General features: G+C 59.4%; 21 protein-coding genes and 3 tRNA genes. 1 reads left to right on the top strand and 23 read right to left on the bottom strand.

The window, feature by feature from the left end; translation table 11 throughout:
• The first annotated feature begins 322 nt into the window (after positions 1 to 322).
• Complete coding sequence (locus ACO08A_RS24270) at positions 323 to 1,045, top strand: hypothetical protein (RefSeq protein WP_422038445.1); 723 nt, start codon at positions 323 to 325, stop codon at positions 1,043 to 1,045.
• Between the two features lie 100 nt (positions 1,046 to 1,145).
• On the opposite strand, the gene ACO08A_RS24265 is transcribed toward ACO08A_RS24270, so the two are convergent.
• The 23 genes from ACO08A_RS24265 to ACO08A_RS24155 all read right to left on the bottom strand — a co-directional run bounded on the left by ACO08A_RS24265 (position 1,146) and on the right by ACO08A_RS24155 (position 21,975).
• Positions 1,146 to 1,424, bottom strand: a complete 279-nt coding sequence (locus ACO08A_RS24265) for a DUF1467 family protein (RefSeq protein ID WP_422038444.1) — start codon at positions 1,422 to 1,424, stop codon at positions 1,146 to 1,148.
• A gap of 3 nt (positions 1,425 to 1,427) precedes the next feature.
• Positions 1,428 to 1,832 (bottom strand): methylmalonyl-CoA epimerase, encoded by a 405-nt coding sequence (gene mce, locus ACO08A_RS24260; RefSeq protein ID WP_421983196.1) that lies wholly within the window; start codon positions 1,830 to 1,832, stop codon positions 1,428 to 1,430.
• 44 nt (positions 1,833 to 1,876) lie between these two features.
• Complete coding sequence (locus ACO08A_RS24255) at positions 1,877 to 3,556, bottom strand: ribonuclease J (RefSeq protein ID WP_422038443.1); 1,680 nt, start codon at positions 3,554 to 3,556, stop codon at positions 1,877 to 1,879.
• A 42-nt stretch (positions 3,557 to 3,598) separates the two neighbouring features.
• Positions 3,599 to 4,372 carry a biotin--[acetyl-CoA-carboxylase] ligase gene (locus ACO08A_RS24250; RefSeq protein ID WP_422038442.1) on the bottom strand — a complete coding sequence of 258 codons (774 nt, stop codon included), beginning with the start codon at positions 4,370 to 4,372 and terminating at the stop codon, positions 3,599 to 3,601.
• Positions 4,373 to 4,380: 8 nt separating this feature from the next.
• Complete coding sequence (nuoN, locus tag ACO08A_RS24245) at positions 4,381 to 5,820, bottom strand: NADH-quinone oxidoreductase subunit NuoN (RefSeq protein ID WP_422038440.1); 1,440 nt, start codon at positions 5,818 to 5,820, stop codon at positions 4,381 to 4,383.
• 22 nt (positions 5,821 to 5,842) lie between these two features.
• Positions 5,843 to 7,369, bottom strand: coding sequence for an NADH-quinone oxidoreductase subunit M (locus tag ACO08A_RS24240; protein ID WP_421983200.1), 1,527 nt, complete (start codon positions 7,367 to 7,369; stop codon positions 5,843 to 5,845).
• Positions 7,369 to 9,378, bottom strand: coding sequence for an NADH-quinone oxidoreductase subunit L (gene nuoL, locus ACO08A_RS24235; protein ID WP_422038439.1), 2,010 nt, complete (start codon positions 9,376 to 9,378; stop codon positions 7,369 to 7,371). Before nuoL ends, ACO08A_RS24240 begins: the two co-directional genes overlap by 1 nt.
• A 6-nt stretch (positions 9,379 to 9,384) precedes the next feature.
• Complete coding sequence (gene nuoK / locus ACO08A_RS24230) at positions 9,385 to 9,693, bottom strand: NADH-quinone oxidoreductase subunit NuoK (RefSeq protein WP_029063407.1); 309 nt, start codon at positions 9,691 to 9,693, stop codon at positions 9,385 to 9,387.
• Positions 9,694 to 9,792: 99 nt separating this feature from the next.
• Positions 9,793 to 10,407, bottom strand: coding sequence for an NADH-quinone oxidoreductase subunit J (locus tag ACO08A_RS24225; protein ID WP_319382326.1), 615 nt, complete (start codon positions 10,405 to 10,407; stop codon positions 9,793 to 9,795).
• Between the two features lie 91 nt (positions 10,408 to 10,498).
• Positions 10,499 to 10,987: an NADH-quinone oxidoreductase subunit NuoI gene (nuoI, locus tag ACO08A_RS24220; protein ID WP_306143737.1), complete on the bottom strand. Its 489-nt coding sequence runs from the start codon at positions 10,985 to 10,987 to the stop codon at positions 10,499 to 10,501.
• A 19-nt stretch (positions 10,988 to 11,006) separates the two neighbouring features.
• Positions 11,007 to 11,243, bottom strand: coding sequence for a hypothetical protein (locus ACO08A_RS24215; RefSeq protein ID WP_421983203.1), 237 nt, complete (start codon positions 11,241 to 11,243; stop codon positions 11,007 to 11,009).
• Entirely contained in the window at positions 11,240 to 12,298 is a 1,059-nt protein-coding gene (gene nuoH / locus ACO08A_RS24210; RefSeq protein WP_319382328.1) for an NADH-quinone oxidoreductase subunit NuoH, read from the bottom strand. Before nuoH ends, ACO08A_RS24215 begins: the two co-directional genes overlap by 4 nt.
• Positions 12,299 to 12,313: 15 nt before the next feature.
• Positions 12,314 to 14,377: an NADH-quinone oxidoreductase subunit NuoG gene (nuoG, locus tag ACO08A_RS24205; RefSeq protein WP_422038438.1), complete on the bottom strand. Its 2,064-nt coding sequence runs from the start codon at positions 14,375 to 14,377 to the stop codon at positions 12,314 to 12,316.
• Between the two features lie 26 nt (positions 14,378 to 14,403).
• Positions 14,404 to 15,705: an NADH-quinone oxidoreductase subunit NuoF gene (gene nuoF / locus ACO08A_RS24200; RefSeq protein WP_319382330.1), complete on the bottom strand. Its 1,302-nt coding sequence runs from the start codon at positions 15,703 to 15,705 to the stop codon at positions 14,404 to 14,406.
• A 9-nt stretch (positions 15,706 to 15,714) separates the two neighbouring features.
• A complete protein-coding gene (locus ACO08A_RS24195) occupies positions 15,715 to 16,947 on the bottom strand; it encodes an NADH-quinone oxidoreductase subunit E (protein WP_422038437.1) in 1,233 nt (410 codons plus the stop codon).
• Positions 16,948 to 17,027: 80 nt separating this feature from the next.
• A complete protein-coding gene (locus ACO08A_RS24190; protein WP_306143743.1) occupies positions 17,028 to 18,212 on the bottom strand; it encodes an NADH-quinone oxidoreductase subunit D in 1,185 nt (394 codons plus the stop codon).
• Positions 18,213 to 18,223: 11 nt separating this feature from the next.
• Complete coding sequence (locus tag ACO08A_RS24185; RefSeq protein WP_422041801.1) at positions 18,224 to 18,829, bottom strand: NADH-quinone oxidoreductase subunit C; 606 nt, start codon at positions 18,827 to 18,829, stop codon at positions 18,224 to 18,226.
• 88 nt (positions 18,830 to 18,917) lie between these two features.
• The gene (locus ACO08A_RS24180; RefSeq protein ID WP_422038436.1) at positions 18,918 to 19,496 is read right to left on the bottom strand and encodes a NuoB/complex I 20 kDa subunit family protein; all 579 of its coding nucleotides are present in this window, start codon (positions 19,494 to 19,496) and stop codon (positions 18,918 to 18,920) included.
• The gene (locus ACO08A_RS24175) at positions 19,487 to 19,852 is read right to left on the bottom strand and encodes an NADH-quinone oxidoreductase subunit A (RefSeq protein WP_306143746.1); all 366 of its coding nucleotides are present in this window, start codon (positions 19,850 to 19,852) and stop codon (positions 19,487 to 19,489) included. Before ACO08A_RS24175 ends, ACO08A_RS24180 begins: the two co-directional genes overlap by 10 nt.
• A gap of 479 nt (positions 19,853 to 20,331) precedes the next feature.
• Positions 20,332 to 20,408: transfer RNA gene (locus ACO08A_RS24170), tRNA-Asp, on the bottom strand.
• A gap of 55 nt (positions 20,409 to 20,463) precedes the next feature.
• A tRNA-Asp gene (locus tag ACO08A_RS24165) sits at positions 20,464 to 20,540 on the bottom strand.
• 459 nt (positions 20,541 to 20,999) lie between these two features.
• Positions 21,000 to 21,075, bottom strand: a tRNA-Val gene (locus tag ACO08A_RS24160).
• 243 nt (positions 21,076 to 21,318) lie between these two features.
• Complete coding sequence (locus ACO08A_RS24155) at positions 21,319 to 21,975, bottom strand: hypothetical protein (protein WP_422038435.1); 657 nt, start codon at positions 21,973 to 21,975, stop codon at positions 21,319 to 21,321.
• Between the last annotated feature and the right edge of the window lie 136 nt (positions 21,976 to 22,111).

The following is a 22,111-nucleotide window of genomic DNA, read 5'->3' as shown; positions in this document are numbered from 1 at the left end:
CGGCCAGGGAACGGGGGTCAGTTTAGACGCGGAACTCATCAAAGGCAGAGCTCGCTCTGCCTTTTTCTTTTTCAGTGAGATCCGTTCGATTCCCCGCCCACCAAAATTCGGCTCCGCTTCACCGGATCCCACAACCCCGCCAAAGAAAATGCGTCTTCGCTTTATTCGTGCAAGAGCGCCAACATGGTTAACCGAGAGTTGACGCATGTCATAAATTATCTATAGATCCTACCTAGATTGGATCGATAATTTTGACAAAGTGGGGGATTTGATGATTCGCAATCTTTTAAGACCGGCTGCATTGCTGACGGCAGTCACGCTCATGAGTGCACCTGCCCTTGCGGGCCCTGTCAATGGAACAGGCCTGGTGACGCCTGACGTCATTTTCGGCAGTGGCAACGCAAATGGATCTTTCACCGGCGTGAACACCAACAATGTCGAATTGGGTCTGCGTGGCAAGGTGCGTTACAACAGCGCCGGCCTGCCTGAAAACACGTTCAATTATGATGGCGACCACACGTATACTTTCTCGCCTGCATCCAGCAATGCGCCTGCAAATCGCTCTGCGTTCAACTTCGAATTTTCGATTAACTCGGATGTGTCGGGCACGGGATCGCGCAATCTGACCGACCTGACCTACCTGTTGCAGGTAGACATGGACCCGAGTGCGGGAACAAACTTCCAGTCCTTCGATCCCATCAACCAACCTTTTGCGGACCACGCACTGGGCAACAATTCGACGGCAAACGGTGCAGGTGTCTCGAACGCTTTGCTCTATTCTGCAATCGTCGGAACTTTCAACGTCGCGCAGAATTCCTGGAACCTCGGGTTCAGTACGCTTTTCCCGGGAATCGTCGATCCGCAAGCCGAAGGCCTTTACACTATCAACCTGTCTGCTTCGCAGAACGGCAATATGCTGGCGTCCACCTCGATCGACATTCTGTACGGTGCGACACCCGTCCCGGTTCCGGCGGCATTGCCTCTTCTTGCCGGAGGTCTGGGTCTTTTGGGCTTCATGGGAATGCGCAGAAGACGAGGCCAGTAAACCGGATCCTTTTTTACAAAACACCTGATCTAAAGCAAACGGCCCTCATCGAGGGCCGTTTTTATATTCACCTGTGAATGGAAACAGGTCGAAACAGCGGCTAACCCGCTCTGGTGCTTGGCGGCTTGAAGAACGGAATGTCGTCGAGACCGTATCCGGATTGCCGCAAGGCCAGATAGGCACCGAACACCACGGCTGCAATCACAGTCGTCAGAACAATGACCTTCAGGAATTGCGGCTTGTGCGGTGCGCTCGGCTCACTCCCGGGGACAATGTCCCCGGCCTCTTCCTGCGTCCTGTGAAGACCGAAAGGCAGGATAGCAAACAGGATGATCCACCAAATCATGAAAAAGATGGCCATGCCAAACGCGACCGACATCAATCAAGCCTCTTCCAGCTCGGTCAGCGTACCGAGGAAGTCCTTCGGATGCAGGAACAGGACGGGTTTGCCATGCGCACCGATCTTCGGTTCGCCGTCGCCAAGCACCCGTGCACCGTCAGCGACAAGCTTGTCCCGGGCTGCGAGGATATCATCCACCTCGTAACACACGTGGTGAATGCCGCCTGACGGGTTCTTTTCCAGGAACTTGGCAATCGGTGAATTGTCGCCGAGCGGCTCCAGCAATTCGATCTTGGTGTTCGGCAGATTGATGAAAACGGTGCTGACGCCGTGGTCGGGCTGCTCTTCCTTTCCCGAAACCACCGCACCGAGCGTATCGCGATAGACAGCCGTCGCCGCCTCGATATCCGAGACCGCAATGGCAACATGGTTCAATCGTCCGATCATTTCAGCTCCTTCACGCAGACGCAGCCCGGAGGCCACGCACTGGATTATAGTTGGGTCACCATAACCTTGCAGAGCGTCTTTTTGCCCCACACGTCGAGTATCTCGGAACGCGCTGCCCGCCGGGCCGCTTCACCGACAAGGTCCTTGTCCTTGCGCCGCGCCTTCGGAATGCTTGTCACCGCACCGATCACGGCCTTGATGACAATGTCTTCCATCGGTTCGCCATCGTCGTCCGTGTCCGGCAAACCCATCAGCGCAACATCCGGATCGCTCAACAGGTCTCCGGCCCGATTGACCACGAGCGCCACGATGGCCGCGCCGGCAAACGAAAGCTTGCGCCTCTCTTTCACGCCGGTGACCTCCGGGTCGTCGAGAACGCTTCCGTCCTTGACCAGAATGCCCGACGGCGCCTCGTCGATCACAGCTGCCCTTCCTGCGTTCAGGCGTATGATGTCCCCGTTCTTGCCGCGGACCACTTCCGGAACTCCCTGTTCCTTCGCAAACGCGGCATGCGCGGCAAGATGCAACGGCTCGCCGTGAACGGGAAGCACGACTTTCGGGTTGAGCACTTTGTATAACTGTTCCAGCTCGCCCCGGCGCGGATGGCCGGAGACATGCACGAGCGCATCCCTGTCCGTGACGATGTTGATGTCGTTGTCGGCGAGATTGTTGAGCACCTCGGCAACCGCCTTCTCGTTTCCAGGAATGGTGCGCGAGGAAAATATGACGGTGTCGTCCCGGGATAGCGCCACGTTGCGATGGTCCCCTGCCGCGATACGGGCAAGCGCGGCCCGGCTTTCGCCTTGCGACCCGGTGCACAGGAGCACCGTCTTGTTCCTGGGCAGATAGCCGAATGCCTCTTCGTCGTGAAACTGCGGCAGCCCGTCCATGTAGCCGAGTTCGCTTGCCACCGCGATCACCCGATGCATCGACCGCCCGACGATTACGACGTCGCGTCCATTGGCCGCCGCCGCTTCGGCAACGGCGCGGATCCGCGCGACGTTGGACGCGAAGGTCGTCACGGCGACACGTTGCTTGGCCCCGGCAATCACCTTTTTCAGTTCGGCGGCGACATCCCGTTCGCTGGGACTGATACCGTCACGCACCGCGTTGGTGCTGTCGCAGACCAGCGCCATCACGCCTTCCCGGCCGATCTCCGCCAATCGGTCCAGATCGATGGGCAGACCGACGCCCGGTGTCGGATCGATTTTCCAGTCGCCGGTGTGCAGAACCAGGCCGGCCGGTGTCCGGATCGCCAGGGCGCAGGGTTCGGGGATCGAATGCGCCATCGCAACGAATTCGACATCGAACGGACCGATCTCGTGCCGTTCGCCCTGTTTGACAATCGTGACCGGCACCTCCTCCGCGCCTGGCTCGCTCTCGGCCTTTGCGGCCAGGAGCCCGGCAGTGAACGCAGTTGCGTAAACCGGAACCTTCAGGAATGGCCATAGGTGCAGAATGCCGCCGTAGTGGTCTTCGTGCGCATGGGTGATGACCATGCCGGCAATATTGTCGACCTCGTCTTCGAGAAACTTGATGTCGGGGAGGATCACGTCGATCCCGGGCAGGTCCGGTCCTGCAAAACTCACCCCGCAATCGACGATAAGCCATGTCCGGTCATGTTCCGGGCCATAGCCGTAGAGACCGAGATTCATACCGATTTCACCGACGCCGCCAAGCGGCAGGAACACGATTTCGTTTTTGTTCTTGTTGGCCGAAGCCATGGATTGCTCCTTCAAACCTTGGAGCAGGCGGTTCGCCGGACGTCAGTCGCCGGGAAAGAAAACATCGCCTGCATAGAGGGTGCGTACGCCGCCGTCATCCTGCTTGAGGACCAGATGGCCGTGCGCATCCAGATCGGCAAAAATGCCGGAAATTTCTTCTCTGGCTGTTTTTACGGAAATCTCTTTGCCCAGATGGGCCGCCCGATCGAGCCAGTTCTTCCGGGTCTGTTGAAATCCCCCAGGTTCCCGCCAAGTGCCAAGATGCACCGAAAAGGACGACGCCAGAGCCTCGAACATGCGCTCGGCAGACACCTGGAACCCCAGGCTCCTCAGATCAGTCGCCTGGTACATTGCAAGTGGCGGGTGGGAGATACAGTTGACCCCGAAACCGATAACGACCGCCTGACGGCCGTCGGCGAGAATCTCCGCCTCAAGCAGGATGCCTGAGAGCTTCGCTCCATCGACCAGCAGGTCATTCGGCCATTTCAGCTGCACCAGATGGAGTGTTCCGGCCGCTTTGTCAACTGCATCGGCAAGAGCCACCGCTGCCACGAGCGGCAATTCGCCGATCCGCTCGGCCGGTTTCGGATCGATCAGCAGGAGGCTGGCAAACAGATTGCCGACCGGAGACGACCAGTCGCGCCCTCTGCGTCCACGCCCTTCCGTCTGTTCTGCGGCACGGATCCAGAGATTGCCTCCATGACCTGCGCGCGCACGTTCAAAACAGAGCGCATTGGTCGAACCGACGCTGTCCAGGTCTTCAAACAGAAAGTCCGGCGCACCCGGCGCCGGACGTTCAAGATGGTCCCGTGTCATCAATGCGGTCAGAACAGCGACTGCGCAGCGGCGCTTGCCGCATTGACCACCTGTCCCGGAGCCAGCCAGAACAGAACGACGAACACGCTCGACAGACCCAGCACGACGCGCAGCTCCATCGGCATGGCCTCAAAGCCTTCGACAGGTTCGTCGAAGAACATGACCTTGACGATCCTGAGATAATAGTAGGCCCCGACCACGGACATCAGAACGCCGATGATGGCGAGCGGGTAAAGACCGGCCTCGACGGCGGCGACGAAGACATACCACTTGCCGAAGAAGCCCACCAGCGGCGGAATACCTGCCAGAGAGAACATAAGAAGTGCCAGGAGAATGGCCATCGGCAGGTTCGTCTGCGACAGTCCGGACAGGTCGTCAATCTCTTCGACCATGCCGTCCTTGCGCCGCATGGACAGGATGCAGGCGAATACCCCGAGTGTCATGCCGAGATAGGCGATCATGTAGAATATGACGCCTTCGACACCGGTTTGCGTGCCGGCGGAAAGCCCGACCAGCGCGTACCCCATGTGACCGATGGACGAATAGGCCATCAGCCGTTTCAGGTTCCGTTGCCCGATCGCGGCAAATGCACCGAGCGCCATGGAGGCAATCGAGACGAAGACAACGATCTGCTGCCAGTCGCTGGTAACCGGCTGAAACGCCTCGATCACGATGCGCACCATCATGCCCATTGCCGCGACCTTGGGCGCAGCGGCCAGGAAGGCGGTGACCGGTGTCGGCGCGCCCTCGTAGACATCCGGTGTCCACATGTGAAACGGCACTGCGGAGATTTTGAAGGCAAGGCCCGCCAGGATGAAGGTGAGACCGATCACGAGACCAATCGAAGCGCCGTCATGCGCCAGCACCTTGGCGATCGCCGCGAAGGAAATTTGGCCGGTGAAACCGTAGACCAGCGACATCCCGTAAAGCAGCATCCCCGAGGAGAGCGCACCCAGAACGAAATACTTGAGGCCGGCTTCCGTGGACCGCACACTGTCCCTGTTGATCGCCGCAACGACGTAAAGCGCCAGGCTCTGAAGCTCCAGTCCCATGTAGAGAGCGATCATGTCGTTTGCCGACAGCATCAGCATCATGCCGAGCGTGGCGAGAACGATGAGGATCGGATATTCGAAATGATCGAAGGACTGGCTCTTGGCATAGGCCCACGACATGGCGATGGCAAAGAACGATCCCGCCAGGACCAGAAGTTTCAGGAGATAGGCGAAATCATCGAGCACAAAGGATCCGCCGAAGGTTTCGCCGAAGCTCGGCACGAGCATGAGCACCAGGAAGCCGGTTCCGAGCAGGCCCATGGCCCCGCCGAAGACGACATAGCTGACACCCTTTCCGCCGAATGCTCCGATCATCAGCAGCACCATGGCTCCGACGGCGAGGATGATCTCCGGCAAGACCGGCATGAGATCTGGCAATTGGCTCACATCTGACATAGCTCTGTCTCGTCCTCGAAACCTATTGTGCCGCCGCAGCGGCGGCGGCGTGCTGGGTTACCCCGGCCGCTTCGAGCGCTGCAGTGTACTGATTGATGAGATTGTCCACCGACCCTTGCGTCACATCGAGGATCGCCATCGGATAGAAGCCGAAGAAGATGGTCAGGATGATCATGGGAAACAGGATGACCTTTTCCCTGAGGTTCAGGTCCAGCATCGACTTCAGGCTTTCCTTCTCCAGCGCGCCGAACACGACACGGCGGTAGAGATAGAGCGCATAGGCGGCCGACAGAATGACGCCCGTCGTGGCAAGGAAGGCAACCCAGGTATTGACCTGGAAAGCACCCATGAGCGTCAGGATCTCACCGACGAAACCCGAGGTTCCCGGCAGCCCGACATTGGCCATCGTGAAGATCAGGAAGGCCACCGCGTATTTCGGCATCCGGTTGACAAGACCGCCATAGGCGGAGATCTCGCGCGTGTGCATCCGGTCGTAGATCACGCCGACACACAGGAACAGCGCGCCGGAGACGATACCGTGGGACAGCATCTGGAAGATACCGCCCTGCACGCCCTGCTCCGTCATCGTGAAGATGCCCATGGTGACATAGCCCATGTGGGCGACCGACGAATAGGCGATCAGCTTCTTGATGTCTTCCTGGGCAAGGGCGACCAGAGACGTGTAGATGATCGCCACCACCGACAGAGTAAACACGAAGGGTGCGAACATGTCGGACGCGATCGGGAACATCGGCAGCGAGAACCGCAGAAATCCATAACCGCCGAGCTTCAGGAGGATACCCGCCAGGATGACGGACCCGGCCGTTGGTGCTTCCACATGCGCGTCGGGAAGCCAGGTGTGCACCGGCCACATCGGCATTTTCACGGCAAAGGAGGCAAAGAAGGCCAGCCAGAGCCATGTCTGCATGCCGCTCGGGAACGAGTGTGCGAGCAGCTTCTCGATGTCGGTCGTGCCCGCATTCCAGTACATCGCCATGATCGCGATCAGCATCAGGACGGAGCCGAGCAGCGTATACAGGAAGAACTTGTAGGACGCATAGACGCGGCGCTTCCCGCCCCACACGCCGATGATCAGGAACATCGGAATGAGGCCGGCCTCGAAGAAGATGTAGAAGACGAACAGGTCGAGCGCGCAGAAGACACCGATCATCAGCGTTTCCAGCACCAGGAACGCGATCATGTATTCCTTGACCCGGTTCTGGATGCTCTCCCAGGACGCGAGAATGCAGAACGGCATCAGGAACGTCGTCAGGATCACGAACAGCACCGAAATGCCGTCGACGCCCATCTTGTAGCTGATGTCGCCGCCGAGCCAGTCGCGGTTTTCCACGAACTGGAAACCAGGGTTGGCATAGTCGAAATTGCCCCAGATGAACAGCGACAGCAGGAACGTTACGCCGGTCGTGACCAGGGCCACCATCCGGATGTTTCGTTTGCTGCCCTCGTCGTCGCCCGGCACCAGGAGGATGAACAGGACGCCGAGCAGCGGCAGGAAGGTCGTGAGTGACAGAATTGGCCAGTCGATCATTAGTGTGCACCCCCGCCGGTGCCAGTACCGGTGAACATCGACCAGGTGATGAGCGCAGCCACACCGATCAGCATCGCAAATGCGTAGTGATAGAGATATCCGGTCTGAAGCCGGACGACCCAGGACGTGACGTTCTGGACCCGCGCGGAAATGCCGTCCGGTCCGAAGCCGTCGATCACGGTCCCGTCACCCTTCTTCCAGAGCGCGCGGCCGATCCACATGGACGGGCGGACGAAGAGAAAATCGTACAATTCGTCGAAATACCACTTGTTGAGCAGGAACTTGTAGAGCCCCTGGTGCCGCTCTGCGAGCTGCTTGGGCATCTCGGGCGAGCGAATGTAGAACTGGTACGCCACCAGGAAGCCGAGCACCATCATGACGAAGGGCGAGACGCGCACCCACGCCGGAACATCATGCATGGCGTGAAGAACGTGCAGGTCGCCGAACGCAGGCAGAGACCCGTTCCAGAACGCCGTGTAGGCGTCTTCGGAATAGAAGAAGGAATTGTAGAAGACCATGCCCGCAAGCACCGCCCCGATCGACAGAACGAACAGCGGCACGGTCATCACCAATGGCGATTCATGGACATGCTTCATCACGTCAACCGGTGCGCGCGGTTTGCCGTGGAAGGTCATGAAGGTCAGTCGCCAGGAGTAGAAAGAGGTAAGAGCGGCAGCAATGACGGTCAGCCAGAAGCCGTAAAGTGCCATCGGGTTGGCGTGCTCGCCGCCAGCGCCCGCAAAGGCCGCCTCGATGATCCCGTCTTTCGACACGAACCCGGCGAAGCCGATATGCGTGAACGGAATGCCGACGCCGGTCAGCGCCAGCGTGCCGATCATCATCGTCCAGTAGGTGATCGGAATGTGCTTCCTGAGCCCACCCATCTTGCGCATGTCCTGTTCGTCGGACACCGCGTGGATCACCGATCCGGCACACAGGAACAAGAGCGCCTTGAAGAAGGCGTGCGTGAACAGGTGGAAGATGCCGATCGAATAGGCACCGACGCCGAGCGCCACGAACATGTAACCGAGCTGGGAACAGGTCGAATAGGCAATCACGCGCTTGATGTCGTTTTGAACCAGGCCAACGGTCGCCGCGAAGAACGCCGTTGTCGCGCCGAAGAAGACGATCACGGTCAGCGCCGTTTGCGACAACTCCATCAGCGGAGACAGACGCGCCACCATGAACACGCCTGCGGTCACCATCGTCGCGGCATGGATGAGCGCGGAAACAGGTGTCGGCCCTTCCATGGCATCAGGCAGCCAGGTGTGAAGCAGGAATTGCGCCGACTTACCCATCGCCCCCATGAACAGGAGCAGGCAGACGATGGTCATCGCCCCTTGCGGATCGAGCTGGTAACCGAGGAAGTTCATGACCGGCTCCTGGCCCTCGATGAAGGACGGAGCATCGTTGAAGATGGTCGTGAACTCGATGGTCTGGAAAAGATAGAAGACCCCGAAGATGCCAAGCGCGAAGCCGAAGTCGCCCACGCGGTTGACGACGAATGCCTTGATCGCTGCGGCATTCGCGGACGGCTTCTTGTACCAGAAGCCGATCAGCAGGTAGGACGCCAGCCCCACGCCTTCCCAGCCGAAGAACATCTGCAGCAGGTTGTCGGCCGTCACGAGCGACAGCATCGCAAAGGTGAACAGCGACAGGTAGGCAAAGAAACGCGGGCGGTGCGGATCGTGATGCATATAGCCGATCGAATAGACATGCACGAGCGCGGACACCGTGTTGACAACGACCAGCATGACGGCCGTCAGCGTGTCCACCCGGATGGACCAGGCCACTTTCAGGTCGCCGGCATCAATCCAGCGGAACAGTTCGACAATCTGCAACTCGGAACCGCCGAGCCAGAACCCGAAGAACGTGATCCAGGAGAGGATTGCGGCGAGAATGACAAGGCCGCTCGTGATGTATTCGCAGGCTTTGTCCCCGATGACACGGCCGAACAGGCCGGCGATCAGGAAGCCGATAAGCGGGAGGAACAGGATTGCGGAATACATCAGGTCCTACCCCTTCATCACGTTGACGTCTTCCACGGCGATGGAGCCGCGGTTTCGGTGGAACACCACCAGGATCGCCAGCCCGATCGCCGCTTCGGCGGCAGCGACGGTCAGAACCAGCATCGTGAAGATCTGTCCCATGAGGTCGCCGAGGAACGAGGAAAAGGCGACGAAATTGATGTTGACCGAAAGCAGCAGCAATTCGATCGACATCAGAATGACAATCACGTTCTTTCTGTTCAGAAAGATCCCGAAAATCCCGATTGTGAACAGGATCGCCGCGACCGAAAGATAATGCGACAGACCGATTTCCATGGGCGCCTCGCCGTGCTCCCCTCAATTACCCCAACCGGGAACCGCACGGAGGAGCGTGCCGGTTTCCGGACTATTCTCAAGTGACGCGGAAGCCCCGCGTCAGATTCCCTTGCCCGTCTCCACCTTGCGGACCTCGATGGCGGCTTCACGCGTACGCCCCACCTGTTCCGGAATGCTTTGACGTTTCACATTCGGTTTGTGGCGCAGCGTCAGCACGATCGCGCCGATCATCGCCACCAGCAGCACCAGGCCCGCCACCTGGAAGAAGTAGATGTATTTCGTGTAGAGCACCGAGCCGATCGCTTCGATATTGCTTGTCTGCGCAAGGTCCGGCGTTGGTTCCGCGCCTTGGCCGAGCACGCCCGGCGCAATGAACCAGGCCCCCAGCGCCATCAGCAGTTCGACCATGAGGATCAGGCCGACCAGACTGCCGATCGGCAGATACTGCAGGAAGCCCTGCCGCAATTCGACAAAGTCGACGTCAAGCATCATGACGACGAACAGGAACAGCACGGCGACCGCGCCGACATAGACCACCACGAGCAGCATCGCGAGGTATTCCGCGCCCAGCAAAACGAACAGTCCGGCAGAATTCACGAAGGCCAGGATCAGGAAGAGGACCGAGGTCACCGGGTTCCGGGCAGCGATCACCATTAACCCAGACGCCAGCGTGACACCGGCAAAGAGGTAGAAAAAGAGGGCTTTAAGGATCATATCAAGAACCTGCCTGTCGTGTGGCCGAACCGGCCGAAGATGCGCGGTCCGACCGGATTGCCGGGCCAGCGCCGAAGTCGTCGGTTAGCTCCTAACGGTAAGGAGCATCCATTTCAATGTTGCGCGCGATTTCGCGTTCCCAGCGGTCCCCGTTGGCGAGCAGCTTTTCCTTGTCGTAGTAAAGCTCTTCGCGGGTTTCCGTGGCGAACTCGAAATTCGGCCCCTCGACAATCGCATCCACCGGGCAGGCTTCCTGGCAGAAGCCGCAATAGATGCACTTGACCATATCGATATCGTAGCGGGTCGTCCGCCGCGTTCCGTCGTTACGGCGCGGACCTGCCTCGATCGTGATCGCCTGCGCGGGGCAGATCGCCTCGCACAGCTTGCACGCGATACAGCGCTCTTCGCCGTTCGGGTAGCGGCGCAGCGCATGCTCACCCCGGAAACGCGGGCTGACCGGCCCCTTTTCGAACGGGTAGTTCACGGTCGGCTTCGGTTTGAAAAAGTAACGCATCGCCAAAAAGAACGCCGACACGAACTCCTGCAGAAACAGCGATTTGGCGGCCTGGTTCAGTCCCATCGCTTTTGCCTCTCCTTGATCAACCAGCCAGCTGGCTGGCGGCCCAATAACCGATAACCGGGAAGCCGATTATCGGAACTCCAAAAATCAGTGCGCCGAGGGGCGCCTTGTACCTGGCAGCGGCACCACCGTCACCGCCAGCCTGTCTGTTCTTCATCTCCGAGGCCTGAAGAATTCCCTTCAGGATCCTGTAATCGATCCAGCCGACATAAAGCCCGACCACGGCACCGATCACACCGGCAATCGACACGCTCACGCCGCGCCCGGTGCCCAGCCGGTTGCCATCAGGACGGCGGCAACCACAACGACCATCGCCAGCGACAGCGGCAGGAACACTTTCCAGCCCAGGCGCATCAGCTGGTCATAGCGGTAGCGCGGCACCATTGCCTTGACCATCGCGAACATGAAGAACCCGAGAAGGCACTTCAAGATGAACCAGACGACACCCGGAACCCAGGTGAACGGAGCGAAATCAAACGGCGGCAGCCATCCGCCCATGAAGAAAATCGTCATCAGCGCGCACATCAGGCAGATGGCGACATATTCCCCGAGCATGAACATCATGTACGGCGTGGAGCCATATTCCACCATGAAACCGGCAACGAGTTCCGACTCCGCTTCCGCAAGGTCGAAGGGCGGCCGGTTCGTCTCTGCAAGGGCAGACACGAAAAACACCACGAACATCGGGAAGAGCGGCAGCCAGTACCAGTTCAGGAAGGACAGCCACGGCACGCCGAGCATGGTCGCCAGACCCGTCTGCTGTGCCTCGACGATACCGGTCAGGTTCAGTGTGCCGGCACATAGCAGAACCGTGACGATCACGAACCCGATTGAGACTTCGTAGGAAACCATCTGGGCCGCGGACCTGAGCGCTGACAGGAACGGATATTTCGAGTTGGACGCCCAGCCACCGATGATCACGCCGTAGACTTCAAGCGACGAGACCGCGAAAACGAATAGAACGCCGACATTGATGTTGGCAATGACCCATCCGTCGGCAACGGGAATGACCGCCCAGGCCGACAGCGCCAGCAGAACCGAGATTAACGGCGCCAGCAGGAACAGGATCTTGTTGGAGCCGTCCGGGATCACCGGTTCCTTCAGAACAAATTTCAGGAGATCGGCAAAACTCTGCAGCAAGCCCCAGGGACCGACCACGTTCGGACCGCGGCGGATCTGAACGGCTGCCCAGATTTTGCGATCCGCGTACAGAATGTAGGCGACGATCACAAGAAGCACGACCATCAGCAAAATGCTTTGGAAGGCGATCCAAAGGAACGGCCATCCATAGGTCGTCATGAAATCAGCCATATCGGTCCCCTGCCCCTATTCAGCTGCTTCTGCGGCCCGCGATTGCGCGAGCGCCGAGCACTCGGCCATCGTCTTCGAGGCGCGAGCAATCGGGTTGGTCAAGTAAAAGTCACGGATCACGTTGGCGAAGCCGGCGCTGTCCATCGTTGCGGACGCATCCGCCAATTTGTCCAGATCCGCAGCGTCGCCTGCCTCGATTGCATCGATCCCCGTCATGAGAGGATGCGCCTCGAACAGTTTTGCGCGCAATTCGGCAAGTGAATCGAAATCGAGCGTTTGGCCGAGATTTGCGGAGAGCGCCCGCAGGATCGCCCAGTCCTCTCGCGCATCGCCAGGAGGAAACGCAGCGCGGTCGGCCAACTGAACCCGGCCTTCCGTGTTCACGTAGATGGCGGATTTCTCGGTATAGGCCGCGCCCGGCAGGATTACGTCCGCACGATGCGCGCCGCGGTCGCCATGCGTTCCCTGGTAGACGACGAACGCGCCGTCCGGAACCTCGACTTCGTCGACGCCGAGAAGAAACAGGACATCGAGCGCGCCGGTTTCCAGCATTGCACCGGTGTCCTTGCCGCCGTCACCCGGCACGAAACCGATATCAAGCGCGCCGACCTGGGACGCTTCGGTGTGCAGGACGTTGAACCCGTTCCAGCCGTCCTTGATGACCCCGAGAGATTTCGCGGCCGCCAGTATATTCGCCAGAACCGCCGCGCCATCCGGACGGTTCAGAGCACCCTGCCCGACGATGAACATGGGCCGCTCGGCCTTGGCAGGAGCATGGTCGACGAACTGCTTCAGACTGTCCGGACCGGCGCCGAGATAGGTGACCGGATAGGTCAGGTCGGCATTCTCCCCGATGAGGCCGATCTGGATATCGCCCTGCGTCCACCGCTTGCGGATCCGGGCATTCAGAACCGGCGCTTCCTGACGGGGGTTCGTACCGATCAGCATGATCGCATCGGCCTCTTCGATCCCCTGGATCGACGAGTTGAAGATGTAGCTCGACCGGCCGTTCTTGGGATGAAGCGGCGACCCGGGGAAGCGGCTGTCGATGTTTTCGACACCGAGTTTGCCCATCAGGCTCTTGAGCGCGAACATGTCTTCGACACCGGCCAACTGCCCGGCGAGCGCACCGATCTTGTCCGCGGTCGTTCCCTTGACCTTTTCCGAAATGAGCTGGAAGGCCTCGGACCAGGAAACCGCCTGCAGCTTGCCGTCCTTGCGGGCATACGGACGATCGAGGCGCTGGGTCTTCAGACCGTCCCAGATGTAACGCGACTTGTCGGAGATCCACTCCTCGTTGACGTCCTCGTTCAGCCGCGGCATCACCCGCATGACTTCCTTGCCGCGGGAATCGACCCGGATCGCGGAGCCGACCGCATCCATGACGTCGACGCTTTCGGTCTTTGTCAGTTCCCAGGGACGCGCATGAAATTCGTAAGGCTTGTGGGTCAGCGCACCGACCGGGCAGAGATCGGCCACATTGCCCTGCATTTCGGAGGAAAGCGCCGCTTCCAGATACGTCGTGATCTCGGCGTTCTCACCGCGCCCGACAAGACCCATGTCGGTAACGCCGCACACTTCGGTGGTGAACCGGACGCAGCGCGTGCAGTGAATGCAGCGCGTCATGATCGTCTTGATCAGCGGGCCGATTTCCTTGTTCTCGACCGCACGCTTGTTCTCGTGGAAGCGGGACCCGTCAACTCCATAGGCCATGGCCTGGTCCTGCAGATCGCACTCGCCGCCCTGGTCGCAAATCGGACAATCCAGAGGATGGTTGATGAGCAGGAATTCCATCACGCCTTCGCGTGCCTGCTTGACCATCTCGGACTTGGTTTCGACAACGGGGGGCTCGCCGTTCGGGCCCGGGCGCAGATCCTTGACGCCCATGGCGCAGGAAGCCGTCGGTTTCGGCGGGCCGCCCTTGACCTCGACAAGGCACATGCGGCAGTTGCCGGCAATCGACAGCCTGTCGTGATAGCAGAAACGCGGAACTTCAGCGCCCGCCTCTTCGCAGGCCTGCAGCAGCGTGTAGTCCGCCGGAACTTCCACTTCCTTGCCATCAATGATGAGCTTCGTCATCCGTTGCTCTCCAAATCCCGTTCCGCTTACTCAGCCGCCACCATGGTCGAAGACGACTTCGACTTGGCGACATAGTCATCGATGCGCTGCTCGATGACCGGCCGGAAATTCTTGATCAAACCCTGGATCGGCCACGCAGCCGCGTCGCCAAGCGCACAAATTGTATGGCCTTCGACCTGCTTGGTCACCTTGAAGAGCATGTCGATCTCTTCGTAGGAAGATTCGCCCTTCACCATGCGTTCCATGACACGCCACATCCAGCCCGTGCCCTCGCGGCACGGCGTGCACTGGCCGCAGCTTTCGTGCTTGTAGAAATAGGACAGCCGCGCGATCGCCTTGATGATGTCCGTCGACTTGTCCATCACGATCACCGCAGCGGTTCCAAGGCCGGAGCCCATGCCGCGCAGCGTGTCGAAATCCATCGGCGCGTCCTTGATCTCGTCCGCCGTGCAGCACGGCACGGACGACCCGCCCGGGATCACCGCGAGAAGATTGTCCCAGCCGCCGCGAATGCCACCGCAGTGCTTGTCGATCATCTCGGAGAACGGAACGCCCAGTTCCTCTTCGAAGGTTGCCGGCTGATTGACGTGTCCGGATACGCAGAAAAGTTTGGTTCCGGTGTTGTTCGGACGCCCAAGAGCGGAAAACCACGCGGCCCCTCTGCGCAGGATCGTCGGCGCGACCGCGATCGATTCCACGTTGTTCACCGTGGTCGGGCAGCCATAGAGGCCGACATTGGCCGGAAACGGTGGTTTGAGGCGGGGCTGCCCCTTCTTGCCTTCGAGGCTTTCCAGAAGCGCTGTTTCTTCGCCGCAAATGTAGGCCCCGGCACCGTGGTGCACGTAAATGTCGAAATCGTAGCCGTTCTTGTTGTTCTTGCCGATGAGGCCCGCGTCGTAGGCCTGATCGATCGCCGACTGCAGACGCTCGCGCTCGCGGATGAATTCGCCGCGGACGTAGATGTAGGCAGCAACGGCATTCATTGCGAAACCGGCGACAAGACACCCTTCCACCAGCGTGTGCGGGTCATGGCGCAGGATTTCCCGGTCCTTGCAGGTCCCGGGCTCGGACTCGTCCGCATTGACGACGAGATAAGCCGGCCGTCCGTCGGATTCCTTGGGCATGAAGGACCATTTCAGGCCGGTCGGGAAACCCGCGCCACCGCGGCCGCGCAGACCCGAATCCTTCATTTCCTGGATAATCCAGTCGCGTCCCTTGTCGAGCAGTGCCTTGGTGTTGTCCCACTGGCCGCGCTGCTTCGCGCCTTCCAGACCCCAGTCATGCAGACCGTAAATATTGGTGAAGATCCGATCCTGATCTTTCAGCATCTCTTCCCCCTAGTCTTCGCTTTTCGAGGAAGCCACGTCACCGGCTTCCACACGCTTGGAAAATTCTGTGTCTTCACCGGCGGCCAGGATCTTGGCTTGCTCGATCCAGCCGTCGCGTTCGATGCGGCCCTTGAACTTCAGACGGCTGTCGACCCACGCGACTTCCGCCGGCCCCCAGTTGGCGACCTGGTCAAAGTGATAGAAACCCAGCTCATGAAGTGTTGCTTCAAGTTTCGGCCCTACACCCTTCAATTTCTTGAGATCATCCGGCTTGCCGTCTCGTGCCGCAGTGAGCGTTTCCGGCGCTTTTTCTTCAACGGCTCCGGTCTCGGCGCCAGACGCAGAAGCCTTTGCTTTCTTGGTGGCAGGCTTGCTGTCCGCAGCTTTCGGCGCTTCTGGTTCTTTCTTTTGAGCAGCCTTCGGCTTCGGCTCGGCCTTCTTGGAAGGCGCGGGCTCAGCTTTTGTCTCTGATTTCGCCGCGAAGGCCGCTCTTACCTTTTCGACCGCATCCTCGGCAGGTGTCGGAACGCCGTCATAATCGTTGCCGCCTGAATTGATCGCGGCACCGGCGAACAAATGAGATGCTTTTTCCGCACCGTCGACGACATGCGCAATCGGGAGAGTGCCTTCGGTGGTGTCCTCAAGCTCGGTCAGACTGGTCAGGCCACCCTCGGCCATCGCGAAGCGCCTACCGTTCTGCGGTCCGGGCGTGACTTCTTTGCCGGCGGCAATATCGTCGATCAGGTTCTCGAAGCTTTCCGGCGTCAGGTCTTCGTAGGTGTCCTTGAAGATCTGCACCATCGGTGCGTTCACGCACGCGCCCAGGCACTCCACCTCCTCCCAGGAAAACAGGCCGTCTTCCGAGATTTCGTGCATGTGCTTGGCAATGCGGGACTTGCAGACCTTGATCAGGTCCTCCGATCCGCGAAGCTGGCAGGGCGTGGTGCCGCAGACCTGGATATGCGCCTTCTTTCCGACCGGCTGCAGCTGGAACATCGTGTAGAAGGTGGCAACTTCCAGAACCCGGATGTTGGGCATGTCGAGCAGCTCGGCAACGTAGCGGATTGCGGGCTCACTCACCCAGCCGTCATTCTGTTCCTGGGCGCGCCACAAAAGCGGAATGACCGCCGACGCCTGACGGCCGGCCGGATAGCGGTCGATCAGCTTCTTTGCCCACGAAAGGTTCTTTTCCGTGAACTCGAAGCTGTCTGGTTGTTCCGCGGCAAGTCGGCGAACTGCCATGGTGTCATCCCCGTTCTAAAAACTGACCGCAGCCGTTGAAACGGCCGCCGTTGTCACAATCTGCCGGCAAATTGGCCGCATCAGCGGTCCACCTCGCCAAAAACGATGTCCATGGAACCCAGAACGGCCGAAACATCGGCCAGCATGTGGCCGCGGCACAGGAAATCCATGGCCTGAAGGTGCGCATATCCCGGTGCCTTGATCTTGCACCGGTAAGGCTTGTTGGTGCCGTCGGAAACGAGATAGACGCCGAACTCGCCCTTCGGCGCTTCCACGGCGGCATAAACCTCTCCGGCAGGCACGTGATAGCCTTCGGTATAGAGCTTGAAGTGGTGAATCAGCGCTTCCATGGAGCGTTTCATTTCACCGCGCTTCGGTGGCACGATCTTGCCGTCGACCGAGGAGACAGGACCTGTCTCGACCGTCAGTTTTTCCAGGCACTGCTTCATGATCCGGATCGACTGGCGCATTTCTTCCATGCGGATCAGGTAGCGGTCATAGCAGTCGCCGTTCTTGCCGATCGGGATATCGAACTCCAGGTCCGAATAACACTCATAGGGCTGCGACTTGCGCAGGTCCCAGGCGGCACCGGAACCGCGAACCATGACGCCGGAAAAGCCCCAGGCCCAGGCGTCATCCAGATCGACGACGCCAATATCGACGTTGCGCTGCTTGAAGATCCGGTTGTCGGTCAGAAGCCCTTCGATATCATCAAGTGTCTGCAGAAACGGATCGCAGAAATCCCAGATATCGTCCAGAAGATCACGCGGCAGGTCTTGGTGCACCCCGCCCGGACGCACATAGGCCGCATGCATGCGCGCGCCGCAGGCACGCTCGTAAAACACCATCAGTTCTTCGCGCGGCTCGAAGCCCCAAAGCGGCGGCGTGAGCGCGCCGACATCCATGGCCTGGGTCGTGACGTTGAGAAGATGCGACAGGATGCGCCCGATTTCGGAATAGAGAACGCGCACAAGCTGGCCGCGTTTGGGAACCTCGATATCCAGAAGACGCTCCACCGCCATCGCGAAGGCGTGCTCCTGGTTCATAGGCGCAACATAGTCCAGCCGGTCGAAATAGGGCACCGCCTGAAGATAGGTCTTCTGTTCGATCAGCTTTTCGGTGCCGCGATGCAGAAGTCCGATATGCGGATCGACGCGGGTCACCACTTCGCCGTCAAGCTCCAGAACAAGGCGAAGAACGCCGTGCGCGGCCGGATGCTGCGGACCGAAGTTGATATTGAAATTTCTGACCTGAGCCTCAGCCATCTGGACCAGCCTTAGTTCGTCGTTGCTTTTTCATCACCCGGAAGCACGTATTCGGTGCCCTCCCAGGGAGAAAGAAAGTCGAATGTGCGCATTTCCTGGTTGAGGCGGACCGGCTCGTAGACGACGCGCTTCTTCTCGTCGTCGTACCGGACTTCGACAAAACCCGTGACCGGAAAGTCCTTGCGCAGCGGATGGCCGTCAAACCCGTAGTCGGTCAGAATCCGGCGAAGATCGGGATGCCCCGTGAAGAGAATGCCGTACATGTCGTAGGCTTCGCGTTCGAACCACTCGGCCCCGGGAAAAAGCGGCGTCAGCGACGCCACCTGGGAGTTTTCATCCGTCTCCAGCTTGACGCGGATACGCTGGTTCTGCACGGGCGAGAGGAAGTGATAGACGACATCGAACCGCTTTTCGCGCGCGGGATAATCGACGCCGCAAATGTCGGTCAGGTTCACGAACTTGCATGAACTGTTGTCGCGAAGGAACCGCACGACGTCGAGTATGTCCGTGGCATTCACGGTCAGTGTCAGCTCACCATATTGCAGCTGCCAGGACACCAGCGACTCGCCCAGGCCGAGTTCGATATGCTCAGCGAGTTCCGTTAGCGTCTCGTCCATCGTGTTCAACCTCATTCATCGGGTGTTTTCCGCTGGAGCGTTCAACACCCGCCCACCACAAATCAGCCGCGAACGGCGGCTGAATTCACTAGCGTTCGATCGTTCCGGTTCGCCGGATCTTCTTCTGCAGCAGCAGGACGCCGTAAAGAAGCGCCTCGGCCGTCGGAGGACATCCGGGGACATAGATGTCGACCGGCACCACGCGGTCGCAGCCGCGTACCACGGAATAGGAATAGTGGTAGTAGCCACCGCCATTCGCGCAGGAGCCCATCGAAATCACGTAGCGCGGTTCGGGCATCTGGTCGTAGACCTTGCGCAGAGCCGGCGCCATCTTGTTCGTCAGCGTTCCGGCGACGATCATCACGTCGGACTGGCGCGGAGATGCGCGCGGTGCAAAACCGAACCGTTCCGCGTCGTAACGCGGCATCGACATCTGCATCATCTCGACGGCGCAACAGGCCAGCCCGAATGTCATCCACATCAGGGAGCCCGTGCGCGCCCATTGGATGAGATTGTCCGTCGACGTGACAAGAAAGCCCTTGTCCGCAAGTTCGTTGTTCACTTCCAGGAAGAACGCATCGTCTTCACCGACCGGTTTGCCGGTGTTGGGATCGATAATGCCCTTCGACTGCGGCGCGATAAGCGGCTCGGTCGTGGTCAGTCCCATTCCAAGGCTCCCTTTTTCCACTCGTAGATGAAGCCGACGGTCAGAACCCCGAGAAACACCATCATCGACCAGAAACCGTACCAGCCGAGTTCACCGAAGACCGTTGACCACGGAAACAGGAAGGCCACCTCGAGATCGAAAATGATGAACAGGATCGCGACGAGATAGAAGCGCACGTCGAATTTCATGCGCGCGTCATCAAATGCGTTGAAACCGCACTCATATGCGGAGAGTTTTTCAGGATCCGGGTTCTTGTAAGCCAGAAGGAAGGGAGAGATCAGCAGGGCGAGCCCGATAACGAGCGCAATGCCGATGAACACGACGATCGGGACATATTCCCGCAAGAGTTCTTCCATATCTTTCGCGTCCTTGCATCTGGAGTGGATCGGGACTTGATCCGGAGCCAGGGCCCACCCTCTGCCTGAAATGCCGTCAGACCGGAACGGACCCGCCAGTCGATAAAACCAACATGCGAGCGCACGCTTATCTTACGACTTGTTGCAGCGCAAGACCCCCGTGTGGTCAAAGTCTTGCCATACTCGAACCAAATTCCCGACGACCCCTGTCCTCACCTGCAGTTTAGCCAATTTGTCCCGGCGGTAAAACTTTGCTCGGGAGGAGCGCAATTATGCCGCACCTGCCTTGATATCCCAGCCAAAACAAGAATCGGATTCAAGCCCAAAACGGCGTGCATTACCAGTCCGCCCGCGGTTTTCTGATCAAAACCGGGTCAGCTGAACAACACGTGAGCGACCTGTGCGCGGCAGAGGATCGCCTTACGTCTTTCAACGGCGAAATTCGGTGGGAACTTATGACACTGGAAGGGAACCGTGAGTGGCGCGAGTGACGGGGCTCGAACCCGCGACCTCCGGCGTGACAGGCCGGCACTCTAACCAACTGAGCTACACCCGCACATTCACGGTATCTCGCCACGTCTCCCAACCGATACCTTGTATCCTGAGGAGAGTGGCGCGAGTGACGGGGCTCGAACCCGCGACCTCCGGCGTGACAGGCCGGCACTCTAACCAACTGAGCTACACCCGCTTCGTGCGGCAACAGCGTGTTGCCGTGAAGTGGCGCTGATGTACGGCGGCTGAGGGGCGAAGTCAAGCGCCCACTTGCACGAAACATGTCGTTTTTGCGAAAGCCGACCAAAACCGTGACCGGCAAGTGCCACAGCGCTCGGCTGAGGTGTGGATAACCCGCTGTTTCGGATAGGCCGAACGCAAATTCCCGCGCTCGGCATGAATCTTGGAACCCCTTGAGAAAAAACAATTTCCTGCTCATGCGCGCTCCCGCGCACCGCCAGGATTTATCGCGCACCGCGAAGACGACGTCCGCGTACAGAAGGCACGGCAGATCAACGGCCGCTCCGGACCGGAGGTGAGCATCGCAGTTGTGTGGCAAGAGTGGATCTTGCGCAATCCTGACGCAACTGAACCGCCACCAGGTTCGTGTGCCACAATCCAGGCAGCTCAGGCAGCGGAATATGTAGGGAGAGAATGGTGGGCGATGAGAGACTCGAACTCCCGACATCTTCGGTGTAAACGAAGCGCTCTACCAACTGAGCTAATCGCCCTCAACGAGGTGAGACGCCTTTTAGGTGGTCCCTCCTCTCTTGGCAAGTACAAATTCAAAGAATTTTTCCGTCGTTTTTCCGCCTGTGGATGACTTGCGAGCAACGGGATAGCGACGCTACAAGGACCAGGACCAACCCTGAAAACCCTTCGATATCATGGATGTGAATAAGCCGTAGGGCCGGGTCAACTGGCGGCACGGTGCCGAAGGCGTCCGCTCGCAGACCGGGGAGCGGGATCGTGCCCTAGCGAAACCGGTAGGCGAATTCCAGCATTTCGGTCAGACCCTGCTGCGGATTGTCCTGCGCGAGACCGTTCTGGGAGAAAAACTGAGCCAGCCTTGCAATACCAAGGCGATCATTCGGACCTCTCGGCGGTGGCTGTCCCATGAGCTTGGCCGCGATAATCCAGGACATGGTCCGGCGATACCGGTTCCTGTTGGCGGCAAACTCCGGATTGCTGGCCGCACGCTCGAACAATCCGCCCCAAGCCTGGTTCACGGCGTCATTGATGGCCTCGATGCGAATGAACCCTGCCTTGTCGGGGCTGCGGGCCTTGTTCAGGAGATGATCGATGTTGTAGCCGGCCAGATCGCTGCTGGTTGCCTTGATGCCGTAAACCTGGGCCACGAAGCCCAGCCAGGCCTTCTGATAGGACGCATAGCCCGCCCTCACCCAGACACTGGTGTTCTCGTCCGGGTTTCCCGGTTTGCTGACGATCGCAACATTCCTCAGACTGCGCCGCCCGGCCCGTTCCGTCGCAACCGCGTCATCGAACTCATTCAGAAACACCAGGCGCCCTAGGCTATCGGGATGCTCGGCCTGCACCTGCACCAGCGGGTTACGCACCCAGGCATCGAACAATGCTTTTTGCCGCCGCCCGATCAACGCCTGCAAGCTCATGGGAATCACCGCTCACTCGTGAGGTCTTCGTCCTCAAGACTACACCGAAAACGGGCCAGCCGACACGGAACAACGCTCACGGCATCGCGGAAAAGCAAAAGCCCCGCCCCCGAAAACCGGGAACGGGGCTTTCAAG

The sequence above is a fragment of the Roseibium sp. genome, assembly GCF_965232425.1.
Lineage (GTDB): Bacteria > Pseudomonadota > Alphaproteobacteria > Rhizobiales > Stappiaceae > Roseibium.
The sequence above is the reverse complement of the archived record's forward strand: the minus strand, read 5'-3'. Positions and strand labels throughout refer to the sequence as shown.

Coding starts and splice junctions, on each gene's coding strand:
- ACO08A_RS24185 (WP_422041801.1), bottom strand. CDS start 18,829: ATGGACGAGACGCTAACGGAACTCGCTGAGCATATCGAACTCGGCCTG.
- nuoL (WP_422038439.1), bottom strand. CDS start 9,378: ATGTATTCCGCAATCCTGTTCCTCCCGCTTATCGGCTTCCTGATCGCC.
- ACO08A_RS24180 (WP_422038436.1), bottom strand. CDS start 19,496: ATGGGACTGACCACGACCGAGCCGCTTATCGCGCCGCAGTCGAAGGGC.
- ACO08A_RS24270 (WP_422038445.1), top strand. CDS start 323: ATGAGTGCACCTGCCCTTGCGGGCCCTGTCAATGGAACAGGCCTGGTG.
- nuoH (WP_319382328.1), bottom strand. CDS start 12,298: ATGGCTGATTTCATGACGACCTATGGATGGCCGTTCCTTTGGATCGCC.
- ACO08A_RS24175 (WP_306143746.1), bottom strand. CDS start 19,852: ATGGAAGAACTCTTGCGGGAATATGTCCCGATCGTCGTGTTCATCGGC.
- ACO08A_RS24240 (WP_421983200.1), bottom strand. CDS start 7,369: ATGATCGACTGGCCAATTCTGTCACTCACGACCTTCCTGCCGCTGCTC.
- nuoI (WP_306143737.1), bottom strand. CDS start 10,987: ATGGGACTGAACCAGGCCGCCAAATCGCTGTTTCTGCAGGAGTTCGTG.
- ACO08A_RS24225 (WP_319382326.1), bottom strand. CDS start 10,407: ATGATCCTTAAAGCCCTCTTTTTCTACCTCTTTGCCGGTGTCACGCTG.
- ACO08A_RS24155 (WP_422038435.1), bottom strand. CDS start 21,975: ATGAGCTTGCAGGCGTTGATCGGGCGGCGGCAAAAAGCATTGTTCGAT.
- nuoG (WP_422038438.1), bottom strand. CDS start 14,377: ATGACGAAGCTCATCATTGATGGCAAGGAAGTGGAAGTTCCGGCGGAC.
- nuoN (WP_422038440.1), bottom strand. CDS start 5,820: ATGTCAGATGTGAGCCAATTGCCAGATCTCATGCCGGTCTTGCCGGAG.
- ACO08A_RS24195 (WP_422038437.1), bottom strand. CDS start 16,947: ATGGCAGTTCGCCGACTTGCCGCGGAACAACCAGACAGCTTCGAGTTC.
- nuoK (WP_029063407.1), bottom strand. CDS start 9,693: ATGGAAATCGGTCTGTCGCATTATCTTTCGGTCGCGGCGATCCTGTTC.
- nuoF (WP_319382330.1), bottom strand. CDS start 15,705: ATGCTGAAAGATCAGGATCGGATCTTCACCAATATTTACGGTCTGCAT.
- ACO08A_RS24255 (WP_422038443.1), bottom strand. CDS start 3,556: ATGGCTTCGGCCAACAAGAACAAAAACGAAATCGTGTTCCTGCCGCTT.
- mce (WP_421983196.1), bottom strand. CDS start 1,832: ATGATCGGACGATTGAACCATGTTGCCATTGCGGTCTCGGATATCGAG.
- ACO08A_RS24190 (WP_306143743.1), bottom strand. CDS start 18,212: ATGGCTGAGGCTCAGGTCAGAAATTTCAATATCAACTTCGGTCCGCAG.
- ACO08A_RS24265 (WP_422038444.1), bottom strand. CDS start 1,424: ATGTCGGTCGCGTTTGGCATGGCCATCTTTTTCATGATTTGGTGGATC.
- ACO08A_RS24250 (WP_422038442.1), bottom strand. CDS start 4,372: ATGACACGGGACCATCTTGAACGTCCGGCGCCGGGTGCGCCGGACTTT.